The sequence below is a fragment of the Dactylosporangium aurantiacum genome, assembly GCF_000716715.1.
GTDB lineage: Bacteria > Actinomycetota > Actinomycetes > Mycobacteriales > Micromonosporaceae > Dactylosporangium > Dactylosporangium aurantiacum.
On the sequence record NZ_JNYJ01000040.1, the window covers coordinates 45,020 to 66,364 of the forward strand.

The window sequence follows — 21,345 nt, forward strand, 5'->3', positions numbered from 1 at the left end:
CGGCGCCGCACCGTCAGACCTGATCAGGGGCGAACACGGCGGCGAACGCCGCGCGGACCGGGGTGCCGCGCAGCCGGTCGTACACCGCGAAGACGACCCGGTCGAACCGGTCGACGTCGGCGAGCGCGGCCGCGAAGGCGGCGGCCACGTCGGCCGGCACGTTGCGGAACACCCCGCAACCCCACCCGCCGAGCACGAGGGTGCGATGCCCGTGGGCGGCGGCGACCGCCAGGACCCGCCGGGCCCGGCGGCGCAGCACCGCCGGCACGTCCCCGGCGTCCTGCGGCTGGCCGCGCAGGATCGCGCCCAGGTTCGGCGCGGCGGCCGTCAGGAACGCGGCGTGGTGCGGCGCGTCGAGCAGCCGGCCCTTGTCGTCGCGGAACACCGGCACGCCCGGGGAGTAGATGACCCGGTCGCTGTAGCGCAGGTCGTGCTGCTCGCGGTGGAACGCGTAGAACTCCGGCGCGGCCCGCAGGCACGGGTACAGGGCCGAGGCGCGGGCCAGGCTCTCCTCCTGCGCCTCCGCGCCGCCGAGGAAGCCGCCGCCGGGGTTCTTGGCCGAGGCGAACACCAGGCACGCGACGTCGTCACCGAGCCGGCGCGCCGCCGCCAGGGTCGACTCGCCGGTGACCTCCACCCGGGGCACCGCGGCCGGCCCGGCCGGCGGCGCGACCGGGTCGTCCGGCAGGTACAGCCTGGTCCCGGCGACGGCCGCGGTCACCGCAGGGCCGATCCGCACGAGGTCACCGGCCTGGTTGCGGTACTCACCGGCGGTGGCGATGGCGACGCTCTGGCGGGCGATCTCCCGCAGCCGCCCGCTCACCACGTCCGCCGACGGAGATCATGTCCTGGCACGCCGACACGGTACCGGCCGGCGGCGCCGTTCTTCGACCGTGTTCTTCGTCCGGCTTGTTCAACGGCGCTCGGGGCGGGTACGGGACCGGTATGCCTCTGGACGCGCAACCGCCCCGGCGGCGGGGCACCGTCGGGCACCCGTACAGCGCCCTGAACCTGCGGCTGGTCCTGGCCACCTTCGGGCTCGTCATGTCCGTCGTGTTCGCGGTGCTGCTGTTCCGCGCCGGCCTGCCCCTGCCGGCGTGGCTGTTCGTGCTGCTCGCCGCGGTCTCCGTGGTCGACCTCGTCGTCGTGCAGCGCCGCCGCCGGGCGCGCGGCGGGCACCATTCGCTGTTCGAGTGACGTTTTCTCATCGACTTCTGATTGACGCATCGAGCGGATGGGCATCTGTCCGCCATGCCGTGGATCGTGTGGGTGTTGGCCGGCGCCGTCGCGCTGCGTGCCGGCGTCGGGTTGCTGCTGCTGTGGGACCGCCGGACCGGAGCCGCCCCGGCCGTCCGGCCGGTCCGCCGTGCCCCGGAGACCGCCGGCTGAACGCCGCGGCTCGCCCACGTTCGAGCTGACAGGTGCTATCGACCGGCGGTTATGCCAGGCTGACGGTTGGGTACCACCTCCTCCACACCCGTGACCCCCGTTCACGTCAGGGATGGCTCGATGTCCGAACCCGTGAGGCGAGCACACGCGAGGCGCACCCTGGCCGAGCGTCGCATGGTGGCCGCGGTCGTCGCGGTCGCGCTCCTGGTCCTGCTGGTGCTGCTGCTGTCGTACTGCGCCGCGACCCGCCCCGGCCGCAACGGCGCCGCCCCCGGCGCCACCGGCACCGCCTCCCCCACGACCCGCCCCGGCGCCGGCGCCCCGGGCACCTCGGGCGGGCCGAACACGTCCGGTGGACCGGGCGCCTCGGGTGCCTCGGGTGCCTCGGGCGGATCGGGCGCTTCCGGCAACGCCGGCCGGACGGCCGCGCCCGGCGGCACCTCCACCGGCGGCGCGACCGGCTCCTCGACCGGCTCCTCGACCGGCGCGGGCGGCGCGGCGGGCCGGACGTCGACCCCCGGGAGCACCCCGACCGGCGGCTCATCGGCCGGCGCGGGCAAGTCCGCCGGTGTGGCCGGCGCGACGACAGCGACCGCCGGGCCATTGACGCCGAGCGGCGCACCCGGCACGGGCGGCGGTGGTGGCCTGGGCATGCGCGACCCGCTCCTGGCCGGCACCGGCATCGCCCTGCTGCTGGTCGCCGCGGCGCTCGTCGTGTTCCGGCTGCGTCCCGGCGCCCGCTGGCGCTGACGTGGCACCGGACCCTGCCGCGCCGGGCCCCGCCGCGCCGGACACTGCCCCGCCGGACACTGCCCCGCCGGACGCCGCCCCGCCGGACACTGCCCCGCCGGACGCCGCCCCGCCGGACACTGCCCCGCCGGACACTGCCGCGCCCGACCCTGCCCCGACGGCCGGCGCCCGGACGCCCGGCGCGGTGACGACGCTCGCTGCCCGGGTGCGGGACCGGGTCGTCGCGGCGCAGCCGCGGCAGCGGCGGCGGGCGCTCGATGTCCTCACCGCGGTGTGTGCGGTGGCCGGGCTCGCGTTCGTGGTGATCGGCGCCGCGCCGGCCGAGCGGCCGCAGCGCCGCGACGACGCCCCGCTCGCCGCGGGGCAGCGGGCCGCCACGGACGAACCCCTCGGGCCGCCGGCGCCCGCACCCGCCGTCCGCGTGGCCGGCACCACCGCGACCACCGCCCCCACCGGCGCGACCGGTGCGACCGGCCCGCCGGCGGCGGTGGGGATGGGCGCGTCGGTGCCCGTACACCTGGAGATCCCGGCGATCGGGGTCAGCACGGCGCTGATGGAGCTCGGGCTCAACGGCGACGGCACGATCGCGGTGCCGCCGCTGCGGGCCGACGCGCCGGCGGGGTGGTACCGGCACCTCGCCACGCCCGGCGAGGTCGGGCCGGCCGTCATCCTCGGCCATGTCGACACGGCCAGGGACGGCCCGGCGGTCTTCTACCAGCTGCGGGACCTGCGACCCGGGGACGAGGTCAGCGTGCGCCGCGCCGACGGCAGCACCGCGGTGTTCGGCGTCGACCGGGTCGCGCAGTACCCGAAGGCGCAGTTCCCGTCCGCGGAGGTCTACGGCGCCGCCGACCGGCCGGTGCTGCGGCTCGTCACGTGCGGCGGGACGTTCGACCGCCTGCAGCGCTCGTACCGTGGCAATGTCGTCGTCTTCGCGACGCTCCTGCGGACCGCGTGAGGGCGTGCCCTAGGGTCTGCAGGATGTTCGCGACGATGTCCGTTGCCGTGCTGCTCGTGGTGACCTACTGCGTCCTGATCGCGCGGCACCTGGCGGCCGCCCGCGCCGAGCACCGCGACCGGTCCGGCCTGCTGCGCCCGCTCGACGTGGAGACCACCGCGACCCGGGGCCTGCTCGACGGCACGGTGACCAGGGCCGCGTACCGCGCGACGATGGAGTCCGTCGCCCGGCAGGCCGGACACCTGATCCGCGTCCCCGACTGACAGCCGGCCCCGGCGGGGCCCCGCGGTCAGGGTTTGCGGGGTTCGCCGCTCGGCAGCTGCAGCGGCGGGCGCTGCCCGGGCAGCTGCGGCCGGGCGTACAGCTCGATCGCCTTCTTCGCCAGGTTCTTCGTGGCGCCGGCGTTGGCGAAGCTGCCGAGGATGATCGCGGCGCCCGGGACGAGCTTGGCGAAGATGCGTTTCGCGGCGCGGATGCCGGCCATCTGCGCGAGCTTCAGCCCGAGCCGCATCAGCATCTGGTTCACCGGCGGGCGCTTGGACGGCAGCAGCGTCTCGATCCCCTGCCGCCCCCGCGCGACCTGCAGCGCGGCGCGGGCCGTGTCGGTGTACTTGTGCACGCCCTGCAGCACGAGCAGCTCGGTGGCCCGCTCGGGGTCGGACGGGTCGCGGCCGTAGATGACGGCGATGAGCAGCACCATCTTCGCCTGCGTCCAGGCCAGGACCCCGACGTCGAGGACCGCGCCGGCGAGGCCGACGGCCCCGGACACCGCCCCGGACAGCCGCGCGTGGTTGGTGTACCGGTAGACCACCATGCTGGCCAGGGCGTCCGCCGGCGCGCCCGGGTTCATGGCGCGCAGCTTCTGCAGCTCGATGACCATCTTCGGGCCGATCCTGGTGACGGCCTCGATCGCGAGGTGCTCGGGCGCGTACTCCGGGTCGGCCCGCATCTTCGCCCACAGCCCCGGCGGCGGCCCGTCGTCGACCCCGTCCGGCGACGGCGGCACCTGCCCGGCGCCCGGGACGTCACCGGCGTCGGCCACCTGCCCCGGCCACACCGTCGGCTCCTGACCGGCCCCGGCACCGGGCGCCGCGAACGGCGCGGCCGGCGCGGCCGGCGCCTGCGGCGGCACGAACGGCGCGGACGGCGCGGCCGGCGCGGACGGCGCTTGCGGCGGCACGAACGGCGCGGACGGCGCGGCCGGCGGTGCTGACGGCGCCGCGAACGGCGGGAGCGGCTGCTCGCCCCCGGCGACGGACGGCGCGAGCGGCGGCTGCCCGGCCCCGGCGGCCGGCGCGGCGGCCTGGCCCGGCCACAACGGCGACGGATCGGTGGTGCCCTGGGTGCGCTGCGGCCCCTGGTCGGCGTGGTCGGGGCTCTGCGGCGGCACGTCGGTCACGGGGACGACTGTAGGAGATCCGCACAACCCCGGGACAGACCGGCGACCGATCCGCACCCGTGCCGTGACCCGGGGTCGTCACGCGGGTCGGGGCCCCGGTGTCAGGCGCCGGCCAGCCGGTCCGCGTGCAGGTACTGCTGTTCGGTGGCGAACGACAGGAACTCGGCCATGGCCGTCAGGGTCGCGTTGTCGTACCGGGCGAGATGCGCGTTGCCCTCGGCGACGATCGGGCCGTAGATCTCCTCGACGAGCCGCCGGGCGTGCCCGGTCGGGTGGACCGTGACCCGGCGCCGGTCGGTGGCGGCCCGCTCGCGGGTCACGTACCCGGCGCGTTCGAGCCGGTCGATGGCGGTGGTCACGCCGCCCGTGGTGAGCCCGGCGGCGGCGGCCAGCTCGCCCGGGCTGAGCGGCTCGGGGGCGAACAGCAGCTCCAGGCACCGCATGTCGGTGCGGTTCAGCCCGAGCCGGTCGGCGACCCGCTGGTCCAGCACGTCGGTGGCGCGCTGGTACGCCTGCATGACCCGGCCGAGCCCGGCGATCAGCTCGGCGCGTGCGGTGTTCCCCACGCTTGCCGATCCTACGGGATCCCTCGTACGCTGAGACACTAGAAAATCTAGTTACTCGACTTTCAAGGAGTACAGCGTGCGCGTGATCGTCATCGGCGGCGGCACCGGCGGCATGTGCCTCGCACACGGCCTGCGCCGGGCCGGGATCGACGTGCGGGTCTTCGAGCGGCACCGGACCAGGACCGACGGGCTGCACGGCTACCGGGTCGGCATCGACCCCGACGGCAGCCGCGCACTGAAGGCGTGCCTGCCGCCGGAGGTGTACGACCTGTTCGTGCGCACCTGCGCGCGACCGCCGGAGACGTTCGCGTTCCTCGACGAGCGGCTGCGCCGCACGCTCACCGTCCCGCTGCGCCCGCCCGCCGACGACGTCAACGACGAGAAGTCGGTGAGCCGGATGACGCTGCGGCAGGTCCTGTACACCGGCATGGCCGACGCGGTCCGCTTCGGCAGCGACTTCACGCACTACGAGCGGCACCCCGGCGGCACGGTCACCGGCCACTTCGCCGACGGCACGAGCGCCACCGGCGACCTGCTCGTCGGCGCCGACGGCACGGGCTCGCGGGTGCGCGCCCAGCTGCTGCCGCACGCCCGCGTCGAGGACGCCGGCATCGTCGCGATCGGCGGCAAGGTGCCGCTCACCGACGAGACCCGGGCGCTGCTGCCCGAGGACGTGTTCCCCGGCATCGGGCTGGTGCTCGCCCCGCACGGCATGGCCTGCATCCTGCACGTGATGGAGTTCCCGTGGGGCCCGGACGGCAGCTCGCCGCTGCCCGGCGACCCGACGGCCGACCACGTCAACTGGGGGATCTCGGCGCACCGCGACCGCTTCCCGGCCGGCGTGACCGGCTTCGACGGCCCGCGGCTGGTCGCGCAGACCCTCGCGATGACCCCGCGGTGGAGCCCGGCGCTACGCCGGCTGTTCACGCTGACCGACCCCACCAGCTGCTTCCCGATCACCATCCGCACGTCGGTGCCGGTGCCGCCCTGGCCGACCGGGAACGTGACCCTGCTCGGCGACGCGATCCACACCATGACCCCGGGCCAGGGGGTCGGCGCGAACACGGCGCTGCGCGACGCGCACCAGCTCGTGCGGACGCTCACCGCCGGCGGTTCCCTCGAGGCGTACGAGCGTCGGATGCGCGACTACGGCTTCGCCGCGGTGGCCGCCTCGAAGGCCCGCACCGGCGGCGACCAGCTGGTCCACCGGCCGGTCGTCGGCCGGCTCGCCCTGGCCGGTCAGCGGGCGTTCCTGCGGACCGTCGACCGGGTCCCGGCGCTGAAACGGCGGTTCGAGGCGTCGCTGTACACCAGCCGCGGCGGTGACCGCGAGCCCTGAACCGGCCCGGAACTGCCTGCGGCGGCGGGCCGGCCGCCGGTAGGGTGCGGCGCGTGACACAGATGGTGCGGGGCAGCGTGGCGCCCGGGTTCGAGACGGTCCGCGCGACGTTCGAGGAGCTGTTCGCCGGCGGGGCGGAGACGGGGGCGTCGGTCGCGGCGTACGTGGGCGGCACCCTCGTCGTGGACCTCTGGGGCGGCTGGGCCGACGCGGCGCGGACCCGGCCGTGGCAGGAGGACACCCTGGCGACGGTGTTCTCCGCGGGCAAGCCGGTCGCCGCGCTCGCCGTGCTGCGCCGGGTCGCCGACGGGCGGATCGACCTGGACGCGCCGATCGTGGCGTACTGGCCGGCGTTCCCGCACCCCGCGGCGACGGTCCGGCACGCCCTGGCACACCAGGCCGGCGTACCGGCGGCCAACGTGTCGGACATCTCGCAGATCCTGGACGCGTCCCGGTTCGCCGCGGCGATCGCGGCGACGCCCCCGGAATGGGAGCCGGGCACGGCCCTCGGTGAGCACGCGCTCACGTACGGCACCATCCTCGGCGAGATCCTGCGCGGCGCCACCGGCGAGACGGTCGGCGAGGTCGTGCGCACCTTCGGCCTCGACGTGCACTTCGGGCTGTCCGCGGCGGACCAGCGGCGCTGCGCCGAGGTCGAGCACGCCACCCCGGACTGGCCGCAGCGGCAGCTGCGGGGGCACGGCGAGCTGTGGGCCCGCGCGCTCGGCCCGGCCGAGCTGCTCGCCACCGGCGTCGTCAACGGCCCGCTGTGGCGCGGCGGCGAGCTGCCCGCGGTGAACTGCCACGCGACCGCCCGGGGCCTGGCCACCTGTTACGACCGCCTGCCCGAGCTGCTGCCCGCGCCCCTGCTCGCCGAGGCGACCGGCCCGCAGGCGGTCGGCTTCGACCGGCTGCTGGAGCAGGACGCGACCTGGACCCTCGGCTGGCGCCGCGACGGCGCCTGGTTCGGCATGGGCGGCATCGGCGGTTCGTCGGCCGGCAGCGACGAGTCCCTCGGGTACAGCCTCGCCTACGTCACCCGCCGCCTCGGCGACCACGACCGGGGCAACGCCATGTACGACGCCCTCGAGGCCGCGCTGCGCACCGGCTGACCGCATCGCCCCTTTCACGGCGATTGTCCGTGAGGTTTCCCTCGGCGGGTGCAACCCGAGGGGTTTTGCGAGACGTCTTCGTGTGGGTAGCGTTCGCCACGGGGAGGGTGCAGATCATGCTGAGTCGTCGAAGGATGCTGGCCACCGGTGCCGGGGTCGCCGCCGGGATCGCCGGGGCCGCCGTGCTGACGGGGTGCTCCGACGGGGGGAAGAAGACCGGCACCGCCGCGGGCGCGACCGGCGGCGAGGGCGGCGGCGGTGGCGGCGGCGCGCAGCCGGCGAAGCTCACCATCACGCCCGCCGCCGACAGCAAGGACGTCGCCCCGTCCAGCCCCGTCACCGTGGCGATCGAGAACGGCACCCTCGAGTCCGTCACGGTCGCCGCCGGCGGCAAGGCCCTGGACGGCACCCTCGCCGAGGACAAGCACAACTGGCAGTCCACCGGTGTCCTCGCGTACGGCCAGACGTACACCGTCACCGTCACCGGCGTGGACGCCGCCGGCGCCGCGGTGAACCAGACCGCCACCTTCACCACGCTGAAGCCCACCGGCACCGTGTCGATCACGTTCCAGGCCAACCCGATGCTCGCGCTGAAGAACGGCGGCACGTACGGCGTCGGCCAGCCCGTCATCGTCTTCTTCAACAAGGCCGTCACCAACAAGGACGCCGTCGAGCAGGCGATGCAGGTCACCACGTCCCCCGCGGTCGAGGGCAAGTGGCACTGGGTGAGCGGCCAGAGCGCGCACTGGCGCCCCGAGAAGTACTGGACCCCCGGCACCACCGTCAAGGTCAGCGCCAACCTGCTCGGCGTCGACATCGGCAAGGGCGTCTACGGCGGCGGCAACGCCTCGGCGAGCTTCACCATCGGCAAGTCCCGCATCGCCATCGCCGACTCCAACACCAAACAGATGGAGTGCTTCATCGACGGCCAGATGGTCCGCCGGATCCCGTGCAGCATGGGCAAGGGCGGCAAGGGCACCATCGGCTCCAAGGGCGAGAAGATCGACTACCTGACCGCCAGCGGCGTGCACGTCCTCATGACGAAGGAACCCCTCGTCACGATGAGCTCCGCCAGCTACGGCGTGACCAACAAGAGCGACCCGAACTACTACGAGGAGAAGATCCGGCTCGCCTGCCGCATCTCCCTCTCCGGCGAGTACGTGCACCTCGCCGACTGGAACATCCCCAAGCACGGCAAGGAGAACACCTCGCACGGCTGCATCAACGTCGCCCCGGACCACGCGAAGTGGTTCTACGACAACTTCGACGTCGGCGACGTCGTCGAGGTCCGCAACACCCCGAAGCAGCTGCAGCTCACCGACGGCCTCGGCGACTGGAACGTCCCGTACGCCCAGTGGTGACCGACCTGCCACACCCTCGTGGCGACCACGCCCGCCCGATGTGACGCCGCGGTGCCCGGCCTTCGCTCACCCCGCCGACTTCGCCGGATTTTTCGGATATGTCGGTCGTGAGGTGGGTCCGGCGCCGAGAATCATCCGGTGCGGGGGATGCGGGTGCTGGTCACCGGGGACGGGCGGTGGCGGCTGGAGGTCCGGGCCAGGGGCGTCGACGTCTACGACCGCGGCGCGCAGAGCGCCCGCCGGACCCGGGTCGGCGCGCTGGTCCTGCGGCAGGCCGACCTCGACCGGGCGGTGCGCTACCTCCTCGACCAGGGCGCCGACATCGACACCCTGTACGAGCGCTGACCTCGCCCGCCGAACCGCCGCCCGCACCGCCGGACAACCGCCCCACATGCCGGCCCGAACGCTCCGCACGCTTGGCTGACCGCCCGCACGCCAAGCCGACCGCCCGCACGCCAAGCCGACCGCCCGCACGCCAAGCTAACCGCCCGCACGCCAAGCTAACCGCCCGCACGCCAAGCTGACCGCCCGCACGCCAAGCTGACCGCCCGCGCGCCAAGCTGACCGCCCGCACGCCAAGCTGACCGCCAAGCGCACCGGACCAACCGCCCCCGTGCCCAGCCGACCGCCGGGCGCGCCGGCACGCCGGGCGGGTCAGCGGCCGCCGGCCACGCGCAGGATGGTGCCGGTGGTGTACGACGCCGCGGGGCTCAGCAGCCAGGCGATCGCCTCGGCGACCTCGGCCGGCTCGCCGGGGCGGCCGAGCGGGGCGCCGGCGCCGGCCCGTTCGGCGCGGTCCGGGTCGCCCGACACGGCGTGGATCTCGGTGCGGATGATGCCGGGGGCGACGCCGTTGACCCGGATGCCGGCCGGGCCGAGCTCCTTCGACAGGCCGATGGTGAGCGTGTCGAGGGCGGCCTTGGAGGCGGCGTAGTGGATGTACTCGCCGGGGCTGCCGAGGGTCGCGGCGGCGGAGGAGACGTTGACGATGGCGCCGCCGCGGGGCAGGACCCGGGTCGCCTCGCGGGCGCACAGGAAGGCGCCGACGATGTTGACGTCCACGACCCGGCGCAGGTCGGCGGTGGCCAGCTCGGCGAACGGGCCGATGGTGGACGTGGTGCCGGCGTTGTTGACCAGGCCGGTCACGGCGCCGAGCTCGGCGGCGGCGGTGGCGAACAGGCGCACCACGTCGTCCTCGACGGCGGTGTCGGCGCGCACGGCGACGGCGGCCCCGCCCGCGCCGGTGATCGCGGCGACGACCGCCTCGGCCGCCGCGGCGGCGTGCTGGTAGGCGACGGCGACGCGGTGGCCGCCGGCGGCCAGGCGGGCGGCGGTCGCGGCGCCGATGCCCCGGCTGCCCCCCGTGATGACCGTGACGTGATCCATGGTCACGATGGTAGGTCCGCGCGGGTGTGCGGCAGGTCCCAGCCGGACAGGTCGGGCCCGAGCGGCACGACGCCCGACGGGTTGATGTCGCGGTGGACCTCGTAGTAGTGCCGCTTGATGTGCTCGAAGTTCACCGTGTCGCCGAATCCCGGGGTCTGGAACAGGTCGCGGGCGTAGTCCCACAGCACGGGCAGCTCGGTGAGCTTGTGGCGGTTGCACTTGAAGTGGCCGTGGTAGACCGCGTCGAAGCGCACCAGGGTGGTGAAGAGGCGGACGTCGGCCTCGGTGAGCTGGCCGCCGACGAGGTACCGCCGGGTCGACAGCCGCTGCGACAGCCAGTCGAGCCGGGCGAAGAGCCGCTCGTACGCGGCCGAGTACGCCTCCTGCGTGCCGGCGAACCCGGCCCGGTAGACGCCGTTGTTGACGTCGCGGAAGACGACGTCGTTGACCTCGTCGATCTCGGCGCGCAGGTGCTCCGGGTACAGCTGCGGCGCGCCCGGCCGGTGATACTGCGCCCACTCGGTGGACAGGTCGAGGGTGAGCTGCGCGTAGTCGTTGGTGACGACCTGACCGGTGGTCACGTCCACGACGCACGGCACGGTGATGCCGCGTTCGTACCCGGGGAACCGCGCGAAGTACGCGTCCTGGATGCGCTCGATGCCCAGCACCGGGTCGCGGCCGCCGGGGTCGAGGTCGAAGGTCCAGCTGCGCTGGTCGTGGGTGGGGCCGCAGACGCCCATGGACAGCACGTCCTGCAGCCCGAGCAGCTCCCGGACGATGATCGCCCGGCTGGCCCAGGGGCAGGCCCGGCTCACCACCAGGCGGTAGCGGCCGGGCTCGACCGGGTAGCCGTCCCGGCCGTCGGCGGTGATGCGGGTCGTGATGTAGCGCTGGTCCCGCTGGAACTCGCCGGTCGACCGGTAGGCACCCATACGTCCTATCCTGCCATTGCCGCGTACCGCTGCGCCGGGTCGGCGGAGAGGGACTGCTTGGCGCCGCGGGACGTGTCGTCGGCGAGGACCTCGTCGCGGTCCTGCTCGACGGCGTCGAAGACCTGCGCGGCGACCGCCTCGGGGCTGATCTTCGGCGCGTCGACCGCGGCGGCCATGTCGGTGTCGACGTAACCGACGTGCAGGCCGGTGACGCCGATGCCCTGCGGGGCCAGCTCGAGGCGCACCGCGTCGCTGGCCGACCACAGGGCGGCCTTGGTGGCGCTGTACGACTGCCCGAAGGCGACCCACGACAGCGCCGAGTGCACGTTGACGATCCGGCCGCCGCCGCCCGCGAGCAGCTGCGGCACGAACGCGCGGGTGACCGCGATCGGGCCGTAGAAGTTCGTCTCGAACTCGCGGCGCACCTCGGCGAGGTCGCCGGTGAGGAGGCTGGCGCCGACGTAGATGCCGGCGTTGTTGATCAGGACCGTGACGTCGCCGGTCTGCTCGGCGGCCCGGCGGACCGACCCGGGGTCGGTGACGTCCAGGGCCAGGGCGTGCACGCCCGGCGCGGTGACCGTGCGCGGGTCGCGGGCCGCGGCGTACACCTTGCGGGCGCCGCGGGCGACCGCCTCGGCCACCAGGGCCTTGCCGATGCCCCGGTTGCCGCCGGTGACCAGGACGACCGCCTGCTTGAGATCCATGTCGGGCTCCTTGCGCTCAGGGCTGGAAACCGATCGGTTTCCGGCTGCCCCGCAACCATAAACCGATCGGTTTACCATTGGGGTGTGACCTCTCCGACACGTGACCGCCTCCTGCGCGCCGCCGCCGACCTGTTCTACGCCGAGGGCGTCGGCGCGGTCGGCGTGGAGCGCCTGTGCCAGACCGCCGGGGTGTCCAAGCGGTCGATGTACCAGCTGTTCGCCACCAAGGACGACCTGGTCGCCGAGGCGCTGCGGGTGCACGGCCCGGCGACCGTCGCGCACTACTTCGCGCCCGAGGACGCCCCGCTCGGCCCGCGCGAGCGGATCCTGCACGTCTTCGACGTCCTCGAGGAGCAGGCCGCGACGCCCGGCTTCCACGGCTGCCCGTTCGCCAACACCACGATCGAGCTGCACGACGCGGCGCACCAGGCCAGCCGGGTCGCGTGGGCGTTCAAGCAGCAGCTGGAGGCGTACTTCCAGCGGCAGGCGGCCCTGCTCGGCGCCCGCGACCCGCGGCGGCTCGGCACGCAGCTGGTGATGCTGTTCGACGGCGCGTCCGTGCGCGCCGTCATGCGCGGCGGCGGCCTCGACGGCGCCGCCACCGGCACCGCCGCGACGCTGCTGGACGCCTCCGTCTGAGGCTGCGCCCGCACCGCAGGAGGCCCGGGCATTACCTCACAGGTCATCGACACGCCTCCCGGCGAGCGGAGAGGATCACCGGCATGACGGCATACGCACTGGCCCACCTGCACACCCCGAACCTGCACGAGGACGTCCTGGTCTACCTGGAGCGCATCCAGGCGACCCTCGACCCCTTCGGCGGCACGTTCCTCGCCCACGGCCCCGACGTCGAGGTCCGCGAGGGCGAGTGGCCCGGCACGGTCGTGCTGCTGGAGTTCCCCGACAAGGACGCGGTCCGCGCCTGGTACGACTCCCCCGCCTACCAGGAGATCCTGCCGCTGCGCACGAACCACATCGCGGGCTCGGCGATCCTCTTCGACGGCGTGCGCCCCGGCCACGACCCGGCGAAGATGGCCGCCGCGATCCGCGCCACGCAGCAGGGCTGAGCCGGCGTATACAGTTTGCCGCGTGTCCATGGATCGGATCGACACCAGCGTCGCGCACCCGGCCCGGCGGTACAACTACTGGCTCGGCGGCAAGGACAACTTCGCCGCCGACCGGGCGTCCGCCGACGCCATCGCCGCGGCCTGGCCCAGCGCGCCGGTCGCGGCCCGGGAGAACCGGCGCTTCCTCGGCCGCGCCGTGCGGTTCCTCGCCGCCGAGGCCGGCGTCCGCCAGTTCCTGGACATCGGCACCGGCCTGCCGACGGCCGGCAACACCCACGAGGTCGCGCAGGCGATCGCCCCGTCGGCGCGGGTGGTGTATGTCGACAACGACCCGATGGTCATGGTCCACGCCCGGGCCCTGCTGACCAGCGCGCCGGAGGGCGCGACCGCCTACCTGGAGGCGGACCTGCGCGACCCGGGGCACATCCTCGCCCACCCGGACCTGCGCGCGACGCTGGACCTCACCCGGCCGGTCGGGCTCATGCTCGTCGCGGTGCTGCACTTCGTGCACGGCGAGGGCGCCGCCCTGCCGATCGTGCGGCAGCTGCTGGACGCGCTGCCCCCGGGCAGCTACCTGGTGGCCAGCAACGCCACCAAGGACTTCCTGCCGCCGCAGATCGCCGCGGTGTACGACCGGATGCTGACCGCCGGCCAGACCGACATCTGGCCCCGGACCCGCTCGGAGTTCGGCGCCCTGTTCGACGGCCTGGACCTGGTGGAGCCGGGCGTCGTCGCGGCGCACGAGTGGCGCCCCGACGAGCCCGACCCGTCGCTCACCCCGGCCGACGTCTCGGTCTACGCCGCCGCCGGCCGGGTGCCGTAGCGGTGGTCACGCCCGCTCACTCCACGGTCAGGTCGACCTGGTTGGGGTAGAAGGCGACCCGCTTCGCGATCGGCTCGACGGCCGGGTAGGGCGTCTCGTAGGTCCAGATCACGTTGGTGAGCTCACGGTCCGCGGTGACGACGCTGTAGTAGGAGGCGTCGCCCTTGTACGGGCAGTGCGTCGAGTGCTCCGTGCGGCGCAGCAGCGACCGGTCCACGTCGTCCAGCGGCAGGTAGTACACCGGCGGGTACGTCGACTCCTGCAGCGTCAGCGCGTCGGTCGTGTCGGCGACGGTGACCCCGTCGACGCGCACGGTGACGCGGCGGCCGGTCGGCGTGACGGTGATCGGGTGGTCGGGTCCTGGGATCTTCATACCCCGACGCTAGCTCGCGCTCAGGCGACCGGCCTGCCGGCGAGCAGCCGGTCGACGCAGCGCTGGGCGAGGTCCGGGGTCAGCGTCCAGGGCAGGAAGATCACCCGGTAGATGATCGGGGCGATGACCAGCTCGATGAGGTCGTCGGCGGCGAACGACGCGGTGGCCCGGGCGGCGAGCACCTGCGCCTCGGCGCGGCGGTTGCGCAGGCAGTCGGACTCGGTCTCGCCGGCGGAGGCGGCCCCGCCGCGCAGCAGGGCGGCGTTGACCGGCTTGGCGTAGTGCTCGACGATCTCGCCGGCCCAGGCGATGAGGTCGGCGCGCAGCTCGCCGGTGTCCGGCAGCGGCCGGTCCGGGTCGAGCCGGTAGGTGGCGATGTCGTTGAGCATCGTCGGCAGGTCGCCCCAGCGCCGGTAGATCGAGGTCGGGTTGACCCCGGCGCGCTCGGCGATGAGCGGGATGGTCACCCGCTCGGCGCCGCGCTCCCGCACGAGGTCCTCGACCGCGCTCCTGACCTGCGCGACGACCACGGCGCTGCGCCCGCCGGTGCGCTTCCCGGTCGACATGTGACGCTCCTAACGCAACGATCTTTGCTTTAAGGGTGCCGAAGCGGCCGCCACGGCGTAGCTTCAGCCTAACGCAACGGAATTTGCTTTAGGGGGTACGGCATGACGACCGCACTGGTCAGGCCCGTCACACTGCCCACCGGAGTCGCCTTCGCCGGCACCGGGCTGGCGTTCGCGTCGCTGTACCTGGCGGCCGGCGCACCGACGCCGCTGCTGGTGCTGTTCGAGCGGGAGTGGGGCTTCGCCCCGTGGGTGCTCACGGTCGCGTTCGCCGCGTACGCGTTCGGCCTGCTCGCCTCGCTGCTCGTGGTCGGGTCGCTGTCCGACCACGTGGGGCGGCGGCCGGTCCTGGTCGGCGCCCTCAGCGTCGAGGTCGCCGCCATGCTCATGTTCGTGTTCGCCCCGGACATCGGCTGGGTGATCGCCGCCCGCGTCGTGCAGGGCGTCGCCACGGGCGCGGCGAGCAGCGCGTTCACCGCCGCGCTCGTCGAGCTGGCGCCGCCGCACCGCAAGCGGCTCGGCACCGTCGTCGCGGGCGCCGCCCCGGCCGGCGGGCTCGGCCTGGGCGCGCTGCTGACCGGCGCGGCCGTGCAGTTCACCCACTCGGCGAACCTCATCGTCTTCGGCGCCCTCACCGTCGTCATGGTCCTCGGCACGCTCACCGCCGCGTTCTCCGGCGAGACCGCGACCCGCCGCGCCGGCGCCCTCGACTCGCTCCGGCCCCGCGTCACGGTGCCCCGCGCCGCCCGCCGCGAGTTCACCGCCGCCATCCCGGTGCACCTGGCCAGCTGGATGTTCGCCGGCCTGTTCATGGGGCTCGCCCCGACGATCGTGCGCGACATCTTCCACCTCGACAGCGGCCTGCTCAACGGCGCCACCGCGTTCCTGCCGCCCGCGTCGGCCGCCGTCGCCGGGTACGTGCTGGGCCGCCAGCACCCCCGCCGCACCATCCTGCTCGGCGGCGCCGCGGTGCTGCTCGGCGCCGCGGTCGTCCTCACCGGCGTCGGCACCGTCACGCTGCCCCTGGTGTGGGCCGGCGGGGTCATCGGCGGCGCCGGGTTCGGCGCGACGTTCTCCGGGGCGCTGCGCGCCGTCGGTCCCCTCGCCGAGAGCCACCAGCGGGCCGGGCTGTTCGCCGCCGTGTTCCTCGTCGCGTACCTGTCCTTCGGGGTGCCGGCGATCGTCGCCGGGCAGCTCGTCGCGCCGCTCGGCCTGCACGCCACGGTCGAGCTCTACGGCGCCGCGATCCTCGCCGCGGCGGCGGCCGGGCTGCTGACCCAGTGGCGGCTGACCCGCGCCGCGGAAACCCCTCAGGTCCCGACCGGTCACGCCGATGGGGACACGACCGGAGCCCGAGCGAGGGAGTACGCGTGAACGTCGGCCAGATCGCCTCGTCCATCACCTTCAGCGTCCCGCCCGCCGGCCGCGGCGTCGACCCGGCCACCGCCCAGGCCCAGGTCAACGCGCAGGCGGACACGCTGAGCGCGCTCATGGGCAGCCGCCACAACACGACCGTGGCCAGCAGCGTCTCCGACGGCAAGGGCGTCGACATCTACGTGTAGCGGCTAGATTCGGTCGGATGAACCGGCAGGAGCTCAGCGACGCGGTGTCCGACGCGGGGTGGCGGTACGTCCTCGGCACCCTCATGACCACGGTGCCGGTCGGCTCCGTCGCCGAGGCGGCGCGGGTCGCGGCCCGGTGCGCGGCCGCCGCCGGCCCCGACGCCGACGGGCACCTGTGGCTGGACCTGCGCGCCGACCACGTCCAGGTGAGCCTGCGGACGATCGGCGAGGGCCGGCCCGGCGAGCGGGACGTCGCGCTCGCCCGGGCCGTCACCGATGCGCTGCGCGAGGCCGGCCTCGCCACCGTCCCGGCGACGGGGCGCGCCGTGCAGCTGCTCGAGATCGCCGTCGACGCCCTCGACATCCCGGCGGTCCGCCCGTTCTGGAAGGCGGTCCTCGGCTACGCCGACGAACCCGGCGTCGCCGACGACCCGGGCGCCGCGGTCGCCGACCCGCACCGGCTCGGCCCGACCGTGTGGTTCCAGCAGATGACCGAGCCGCGCACCGAACGCAACCGGATCCACCTCGACATCAGCGTCCCGCACGACGCGGCCGCCGACCGGATCGCCGCCGCCCTCGCCGCCGGCGGCGTCCTGGTGTCCGAGGCGGCGGCACCCGCGTACTGGATCCTCGCCGACGCCGAGGGCAACGAGGTCTGCGTCACCACCTGGCAGGGGCGCGACTGATGCGCGCGGTCACCCGCGACGGCGACGTGTTCGCCGACGGGGCGGTCGCCGACATGGTCGCCGCGGCCCGCCTGCCGCATCCCCCGGTGGGCGTCGCCGAGCTGCGCCGCGGCTCCCGGGACCGCGCCGCGGCCCGCCCGCCCGGCCCGGCGATGCCGGCCGAGGACCGCACGGTCGGCGGGGTCGGCGTCCGCGTGTACCGGCAGGACGGCCCCGGCGTCGTCGTCTTCGCCCACGGCGGCGGGTTCGTCCTCGGCGACCTCGACACGCACGACGCGTTCGCCCGCCGGATCGCCCACGCCACCGGCCGCACCGTCATGGCCGTGGACTACCGGCGGGCGCCGGAGCACCCGTTCCCCGCCGCCGTCGACGACGTCCTCACCGTGCTCGACCTGCAGCCGGCGGCGCGGGTCGCGGTCGCCGGGGACTCCGCCGGCGCGTTCCTCGCCGTGCAGGCGACCCTCGCCCGCCGGGACCGGGTCGACGCGCAGCTGCTCGTCTGCCCGCTCGCCGACGTCGGCCTCCCGGCCACCCAGCCGAGCGTCGCGGCGAAGGGCACCGGCTACACCCTGGACGTCGCCGAGCTGCGCGAGTGGATCGGCTGGTGGGCGCCGCACGGCGCGCCGGACCCCCTCCGGGCGGACCTCGCCGGGATGCCGCCGGCGCTGGTCGTCACCGCCGAGCACGACCCGCTGCGCGACGGCGGCGACCTGTACGCGCGGCGCCTGGCCGCGGCCGGGGTGCCGGTCGTCCACCGGACCGAGCCCGGCCTGGTGCACAACTTCGCCCAGTCCGTGCACGCCTCCCCCGCCTGCGCCGAGGCCGACGCCCGCTGGCTCGCCGACGCCGCCCGGCTCCTGGCGTGAGCGGACCCACGACCACCGGCGCGCCCGCAGCCACCGGCGGCAGCGGGGGCGGTGACAGCGGGGGCGGCGGGAGCGGGGCGCGGCTGCTGCGGCACGAGCGGTTGTCGGCGGCGCTGGCGCTGCGCGGTGACGACGCCGTCGCCGCGCTGGTCGACGGGGACGCCCGGCCCGGCGCGGCCGGCATCGGCGGGCGGACCGCGACCCTCGACGTCGCCGGGGTGCCCGTGTTCGTCAAGCAGGTCCCGGTCACCGCCCTGGACCTGCGCCACCCGCACTCGACCGCGAACCTGTTCGGGCTGCCGATGTGCTACCAGTACGGCGTCGGCTCGACCGGCTGACCGGGGCCTTCTTCGAGGCGCTCGTCGCGGGTGACAAGGCGACCCCGTACCCGCCCTACACGGGGAAGCTGTAGGCCGGGCGGAAGCCCAGGAGGGCCGCGGCGGCGCTGGTGTCGATCGGCACCCGGCGGCCGGGCAGCGGGGCGCGGACCGGCACGCCCGGATGGTGCGCGGCGACCAGCTGCGCGGTCGGCAGCGGCGACAGTGTCTCGGCCGCGGCGAGGAACACCCGGTGGAACCCGCGCAGCGGCCGGGTCACCGCCAGCCACACCGCCTCGGCGGCGTCGTCGACGTGCAGGTACGCCCACGAGTTGCGGGCGCCCGACGCCGGGTCGGCGCGCACCTTCGCGGCGGCCTCGGCCAGGCGCGCCGTGTCCGCGGTGAACGGGAACCGCAGCGCGACCACGTCGGTGCCGTACCGGCGGTGGACCATCTCGCCGGTGAGCTCGTCGACCGCCTTCGACAGCGCGTACGGGTCCTCGACCTGCGCCGGCGCCCGCTCGTCCAGCGGGTAGTACGGCGGGTGCAGCTCGTGCGGCGAGAAGGGCATGCCGAGCAGGGCGTAGCTGCTGGCCAGCACGGCCCGGGGCACGCCGCGGCGGGCGGCCTCGTCGAGCACCGCGAACGTGGCCCGGGTGTTGCCGCTGAACACGTCCAGGGCCGGGTCGCGTTCCGGCGACGGGATCGCCGCCAGGTGCACGACGGCGTCGGCGCCGCCGCGCAGCGCCTCGGCGACGACCGCCGGGTCACCGGCGTCGCCGACCACGACCGCCAGCCCGTCGGCCGGGAACGGATCCTTGGACAGCCCGACCACGTCGGCGCCGCCGGCGCGCAGCCGGGCGGTGACGGCCCGGCCGATCGCGCCGCCGGCGCCGGTGACGAGCACCCTCACGGTGCCGCCCCGGTCACGAGCATCCTCACGGTGCCTCCAGCGAGCCGTCCGGCCGGCGCACGACGGCCGCCCAGCGGTCGAACAGGAACTTCGTCGGCGGGTACTTCGCCGCCTCGACCTCGTCGACGTCGACGCCCCAGCCGGGCCGGTCCGACGGGTACATGTACCCCTTCACCACGTCGGGGCAGCCGGGGAACACCTCGTGGGTGGCCTCGTCGTACTCGTGCGACTCCTGGTAGCCGAACGCGTGGCTGGAGATGTCGACGGCGAGGTTCGCCGCGACGCCGACCGGCGACACGTCGGCCGGGGAGTGGAACGCGGTCCGCACGCCGCACAGCTCGGCGAGGGCCGCCAGCTTCCGGGTCGGGGTGAGCCCGCCGACCGCGGACGTGTGCAGCCGGATCAGGTCGACGCCGCCGTCGCGGATGAGCCGGGCCGCGTCGGCGACCGAGCCGACCTGCTCCCCCACCGCGAGGGGCACGGGCGAGGCGGCGCGGATCTCCGGCAGCCGGTCGTACAGCTCCGACGGGATCGGGTCCTCCAGGAACGACAGCCCGTAGGGCTCCAGCGCCCGCGCCAGGACCACCGCCTGCTTCGGGGTGAGCCGGCTGTGCACGTCGTGCATGAGGTTCACGCCGGTGCCGAGCCGCTCCCGGGCCGCGGCGAACAGCGACGGGGTGCCGCGCAGGTAGCGTTCCGGGTCCCAGCCGTCCGGGTTCGGCGAGTCCGGGTAGTGCCCGCCGGTGCCGGGCGCGCCGTAGCTGCCGAGGCCCGGCTCCGCGCGCTGCAGGCGGATGCAGCGGTACCCGAGCGCGATGAGCCGCTCGGCCTCGTCGAGCACCTCGGCGGTGTCGGCGCCGGAGGCGTGCGTGTAGACCTCGACGCCGCCGCGGACACGCCCGCCGAGCAGCTCGTGCACCGGCAGCCCGGCGCGCTTGCCGGCGATGTCCCACAGCGCCTGGTCCAGCCCCGACAGGGCGTTGTTCAGCACCGGCCCGTTGCGCCAGTACGACGAGAAGTGCACCGTGCGGGTGATGTCCTCGATGTCGGCCGGGTGCCGCCCGACCGCGAGGGGCCCGACGTGCTCCGTCACGGCCGCCGCGACCGCCGCGTAGCGCTGCGTGAAGGTCGCGCAGCCCAGCCCGTGGAGCCCCGGCTCGGACGTCTCGACCTTCACCACGACGAGCGGCAGGCCCTCCGGCGCGGTCACGATCGGGCGGACCGCGGTGATGCGCAGCGCGTCGCGAGCCGGCCACGGCGGGACAGACTCGGGCAGACCGCCACCGGGGCCCAGCAACCGGTTCGGGTCGTGCACGGCGGAACCTCCACTGCCTGTGGTCGCTCATGATCCGGCGATCATGTGTGCGATAACGTTACGCCCGTGCACGCGCCCGAAGCAGACTCCCGGCCGGTGTGGGTCCTCGAGATCGGGGGCAGCCACGTCACCGCCGCCGGCGTGCTGCTGGACGACCGGCAGGTGATCCAGCGCCGACGCCACCCCCTCGACCCCGCGCTCGACGCGGACGGCATCGTCGGCGCGCTCGCCGGCGCGGCGAAGCTGCTCGAGCCGCAGCCCGGGGACCGCTGGGCGATCGCGATGCCGGGGCCGTTCGACTACCGCACCGGCGTCTCCCGGCACGCCGGTGTCGGCAAGTTCGACAGCCTGCACGGCGTCGACCTGCGCGCCGCTCTCGCCGCGGCGATCCCGGCCGACCCGGGCGCGTTCACGTTCGTCAACGACGCCGACGCGTTCCTGCTCGGCGAGTGGGTCGACGGCGCCGCCAAGGGCGCGGCCCGCTGCGTGGCCATCACCCTCGGCACCGGCATCGGCTCGGCGTGGCTCGCCGACGGCGGCGTGGTCACCACCGGCCCCGACGTGCCGCCGGAGGGCGAGCTGCACTTCTGCACCATCGGCGGGGTGGAGCTGGAGGACGTCGTGTCCGACCGGGCGCTGGTGCGGGCGTACCGGGAAGCCACCGGCGTCGACGTCGACGGCATGCGCGGCCTCGCCGCCCGGGCCCGCGAGCTCGACGCCGCCGCGCAGACCGTGATCGACACCGCGTTCGGCGCGCTCGGGCTGCTGCTGACCGAGTGGCTGACCCGGTTCGGCGCCGAGGTGGTCGTGTTCGGCGGGTCGATGACCGGCGCCTGGGACCTGATCGAGCCGGCGCTGGCGCTGCGGCTGCCGGCCCGGCCGGTGTCCGACACGGAGCACGCCGCGCTGGTGGGGGCGGCCTGGGCCGCCGCCCACCCGGCCGCGGCGGTGTACTGACCGC

At 75.2% G+C, this 21,345-nt stretch carries 28 protein-coding genes; 18 read left to right on the forward strand and 10 right to left on the reverse strand.

Annotated elements, in window-relative coordinates; all coding sequences use genetic code 11:
• Window positions 1–13: 13 nt before the first annotated feature.
• The gene (locus tag OP18_RS36715) at window positions 14–826 is read right to left on the reverse strand and encodes a TIGR02452 family protein (RefSeq protein ID WP_313900920.1); all 813 of its coding nucleotides are present in this window, start codon (window positions 824–826) and stop codon (window positions 14–16) included.
• Window positions 827–945: 119 nt separating this feature from the next.
• Between OP18_RS36715 and OP18_RS36720 the strand changes: the two genes are divergently transcribed.
• The 5 genes from OP18_RS36720 to OP18_RS36735 all read left to right on the forward strand — a co-directional run bounded on the left by OP18_RS36720 (window position 946) and on the right by OP18_RS36735 (window position 3,360).
• Complete coding sequence (locus OP18_RS36720) at window positions 946–1,197, forward strand: DUF6343 family protein (RefSeq protein WP_033363763.1); 252 nt, start codon at window positions 946–948, stop codon at window positions 1,195–1,197.
• 54 nt (window positions 1,198–1,251) lie between these two features.
• Entirely contained in the window at window positions 1,252–1,389 is a 138-nt protein-coding gene (locus OP18_RS57945; protein WP_156090052.1) for a hypothetical protein, read from the forward strand.
• A 120-nt stretch (window positions 1,390–1,509) separates the two neighbouring features.
• On the forward strand, window positions 1,510–2,139 hold the full coding sequence (locus tag OP18_RS53580; protein WP_156090053.1) for a hypothetical protein: 630 nt from the start codon (window positions 1,510–1,512) through the stop codon (window positions 2,137–2,139).
• Between the two features lie 184 nt (window positions 2,140–2,323).
• Window positions 2,324–3,097 carry a class F sortase gene (locus tag OP18_RS61145; protein WP_245635646.1) on the forward strand — a complete coding sequence of 258 codons (774 nt, stop codon included), beginning with the start codon at window positions 2,324–2,326 and terminating at the stop codon, window positions 3,095–3,097.
• A gap of 23 nt (window positions 3,098–3,120) precedes the next feature.
• A complete protein-coding gene (locus tag OP18_RS36735) occupies window positions 3,121–3,360 on the forward strand; it encodes a hypothetical protein (RefSeq protein WP_033363764.1) in 240 nt (79 codons plus the stop codon).
• 26 nt (window positions 3,361–3,386) lie between these two features.
• Here OP18_RS36735 and OP18_RS54545 read toward each other — a convergent pair whose 3' ends face one another.
• Both OP18_RS54545 and OP18_RS36745 read right to left on the reverse strand, forming a co-directional pair.
• Complete coding sequence (locus OP18_RS54545; RefSeq protein WP_063745690.1) at window positions 3,387–4,496, reverse strand: EcsC family protein; 1,110 nt, start codon at window positions 4,494–4,496, stop codon at window positions 3,387–3,389.
• Window positions 4,497–4,597: 101 nt separating this feature from the next.
• The gene (locus tag OP18_RS36745) at window positions 4,598–5,062 is read right to left on the reverse strand and encodes a MarR family winged helix-turn-helix transcriptional regulator (RefSeq protein ID WP_033363765.1); all 465 of its coding nucleotides are present in this window, start codon (window positions 5,060–5,062) and stop codon (window positions 4,598–4,600) included.
• Between the two features lie 76 nt (window positions 5,063–5,138).
• On the opposite strand from OP18_RS36745, the gene OP18_RS36750 reads away from it, so the two are divergent.
• The 4 genes from OP18_RS36750 to OP18_RS36765 all read left to right on the forward strand — a co-directional run bounded on the left by OP18_RS36750 (window position 5,139) and on the right by OP18_RS36765 (window position 9,219).
• On the forward strand, window positions 5,139–6,401 hold the full coding sequence (locus OP18_RS36750) for an FAD-dependent oxidoreductase (protein ID WP_033363766.1): 1,263 nt from the start codon (window positions 5,139–5,141) through the stop codon (window positions 6,399–6,401).
• A gap of 62 nt (window positions 6,402–6,463) precedes the next feature.
• The gene (locus OP18_RS36755; RefSeq protein ID WP_052387879.1) at window positions 6,464–7,513 is read left to right on the forward strand and encodes a serine hydrolase domain-containing protein; all 1,050 of its coding nucleotides are present in this window, start codon (window positions 6,464–6,466) and stop codon (window positions 7,511–7,513) included.
• 116 nt (window positions 7,514–7,629) lie between these two features.
• On the forward strand, window positions 7,630–8,874 hold the full coding sequence (locus tag OP18_RS36760) for a L,D-transpeptidase (RefSeq protein WP_033363806.1): 1,245 nt from the start codon (window positions 7,630–7,632) through the stop codon (window positions 8,872–8,874).
• A 138-nt stretch (window positions 8,875–9,012) separates the two neighbouring features.
• Entirely contained in the window at window positions 9,013–9,219 is a 207-nt protein-coding gene (locus tag OP18_RS36765) for a hypothetical protein (RefSeq protein WP_156090055.1), read from the forward strand.
• Window positions 9,220–9,528: 309 nt separating this feature from the next.
• Here the strand turns inward: OP18_RS36765 and OP18_RS36770 are convergent, their stop codons facing one another.
• Genes OP18_RS36770 through OP18_RS36780 form a run of 3 tightly spaced genes read right to left on the reverse strand, consistent with a single transcriptional unit; the run spans window position 9,529 to window position 11,896 of the window.
• A complete protein-coding gene (locus tag OP18_RS36770; RefSeq protein ID WP_033363768.1) occupies window positions 9,529–10,260 on the reverse strand; it encodes an SDR family oxidoreductase in 732 nt (243 codons plus the stop codon).
• Between the two features lie 2 nt (window positions 10,261–10,262).
• The gene (locus OP18_RS36775; RefSeq protein ID WP_052387881.1) at window positions 10,263–11,192 is read right to left on the reverse strand and encodes a glutathione S-transferase family protein; all 930 of its coding nucleotides are present in this window, start codon (window positions 11,190–11,192) and stop codon (window positions 10,263–10,265) included.
• A 5-nt stretch (window positions 11,193–11,197) separates the two neighbouring features.
• Window positions 11,198–11,896, reverse strand: a complete 699-nt coding sequence (locus OP18_RS36780; RefSeq protein ID WP_033363769.1) for an SDR family oxidoreductase — start codon at window positions 11,894–11,896, stop codon at window positions 11,198–11,200.
• An 84-nt stretch (window positions 11,897–11,980) separates the two neighbouring features.
• On the opposite strand from OP18_RS36780, the gene OP18_RS36785 reads away from it, so the two are divergent.
• The 3 genes from OP18_RS36785 (at window position 11,981) to OP18_RS36795 (ending at window position 13,786) form a co-directional block, all read left to right on the forward strand.
• On the forward strand, window positions 11,981–12,535 hold the full coding sequence (locus OP18_RS36785) for a TetR/AcrR family transcriptional regulator (protein WP_033363770.1): 555 nt from the start codon (window positions 11,981–11,983) through the stop codon (window positions 12,533–12,535).
• Between the two features lie 83 nt (window positions 12,536–12,618).
• Complete coding sequence (locus OP18_RS36790) at window positions 12,619–12,963, forward strand: DUF1330 domain-containing protein (RefSeq protein ID WP_033363771.1); 345 nt, start codon at window positions 12,619–12,621, stop codon at window positions 12,961–12,963.
• 28 nt (window positions 12,964–12,991) lie between these two features.
• Window positions 12,992–13,786, forward strand: a complete 795-nt coding sequence (locus OP18_RS36795; protein ID WP_033363772.1) for an SAM-dependent methyltransferase — start codon at window positions 12,992–12,994, stop codon at window positions 13,784–13,786.
• A 16-nt stretch (window positions 13,787–13,802) separates the two neighbouring features.
• Here OP18_RS36795 and OP18_RS36800 read toward each other — a convergent pair whose 3' ends face one another.
• Together OP18_RS36800 and OP18_RS36805 are read right to left on the reverse strand one after the other, a co-directional pair.
• A complete protein-coding gene (locus OP18_RS36800) occupies window positions 13,803–14,159 on the reverse strand; it encodes a DUF427 domain-containing protein (RefSeq protein ID WP_033363773.1) in 357 nt (118 codons plus the stop codon).
• Between the two features lie 20 nt (window positions 14,160–14,179).
• Window positions 14,180–14,725 (reverse strand): TetR/AcrR family transcriptional regulator, encoded by a 546-nt coding sequence (locus OP18_RS36805; protein WP_033363774.1) that lies wholly within the window; start codon window positions 14,723–14,725, stop codon window positions 14,180–14,182.
• Window positions 14,726–14,827: 102 nt separating this feature from the next.
• On the opposite strand from OP18_RS36805, the gene OP18_RS36810 reads away from it, so the two are divergent.
• Genes OP18_RS36810 through OP18_RS36830 form a run of 5 tightly spaced genes read left to right on the forward strand, consistent with a single transcriptional unit; the run spans window position 14,828 to window position 18,177 of the window.
• On the forward strand, window positions 14,828–16,099 hold the full coding sequence (locus OP18_RS36810) for an MFS transporter (protein ID WP_081971419.1): 1,272 nt from the start codon (window positions 14,828–14,830) through the stop codon (window positions 16,097–16,099).
• Window positions 16,096–16,287, forward strand: a complete 192-nt coding sequence (locus OP18_RS36815; protein ID WP_033363775.1) for a hypothetical protein — start codon at window positions 16,096–16,098, stop codon at window positions 16,285–16,287. The genes OP18_RS36810 and OP18_RS36815 overlap by 4 nt, the downstream gene beginning before the upstream one ends.
• Window positions 16,288–16,304: 17 nt before the next feature.
• Complete coding sequence (locus OP18_RS36820) at window positions 16,305–16,973, forward strand: VOC family protein (protein WP_033363776.1); 669 nt, start codon at window positions 16,305–16,307, stop codon at window positions 16,971–16,973.
• Window positions 16,973–17,839: an alpha/beta hydrolase gene (locus OP18_RS36825; protein ID WP_033363777.1), complete on the forward strand. Its 867-nt coding sequence runs from the start codon at window positions 16,973–16,975 to the stop codon at window positions 17,837–17,839. Before OP18_RS36820 ends, OP18_RS36825 begins: the two co-directional genes overlap by 1 nt.
• The gene (locus tag OP18_RS36830; protein ID WP_033363778.1) at window positions 17,836–18,177 is read left to right on the forward strand and encodes a hypothetical protein; all 342 of its coding nucleotides are present in this window, start codon (window positions 17,836–17,838) and stop codon (window positions 18,175–18,177) included. Before OP18_RS36825 ends, OP18_RS36830 begins: the two co-directional genes overlap by 4 nt.
• Window positions 18,178–18,232: 55 nt before the next feature.
• Here the strand turns inward: OP18_RS36830 and OP18_RS36835 are convergent, their stop codons facing one another.
• Window positions 18,233–19,069, reverse strand: a complete 837-nt coding sequence (locus OP18_RS36835) for an NAD-dependent epimerase/dehydratase family protein (protein WP_033363779.1) — start codon at window positions 19,067–19,069, stop codon at window positions 18,233–18,235.
• Between the two features lie 25 nt (window positions 19,070–19,094).
• Entirely contained in the window at window positions 19,095–20,384 is a 1,290-nt protein-coding gene (locus tag OP18_RS36840; RefSeq protein WP_081971420.1) for an enolase C-terminal domain-like protein, read from the reverse strand.
• Between the two features lie 66 nt (window positions 20,385–20,450).
• Here OP18_RS36840 and OP18_RS36845 point away from each other — a divergent pair, with 66 nt between their 5' ends.
• On the forward strand, window positions 20,451–21,341 hold the full coding sequence (locus OP18_RS36845) for an ROK family protein (protein WP_211273781.1): 891 nt from the start codon (window positions 20,451–20,453) through the stop codon (window positions 21,339–21,341).
• Window positions 21,342–21,345: the final 4 nt, after the last annotated feature.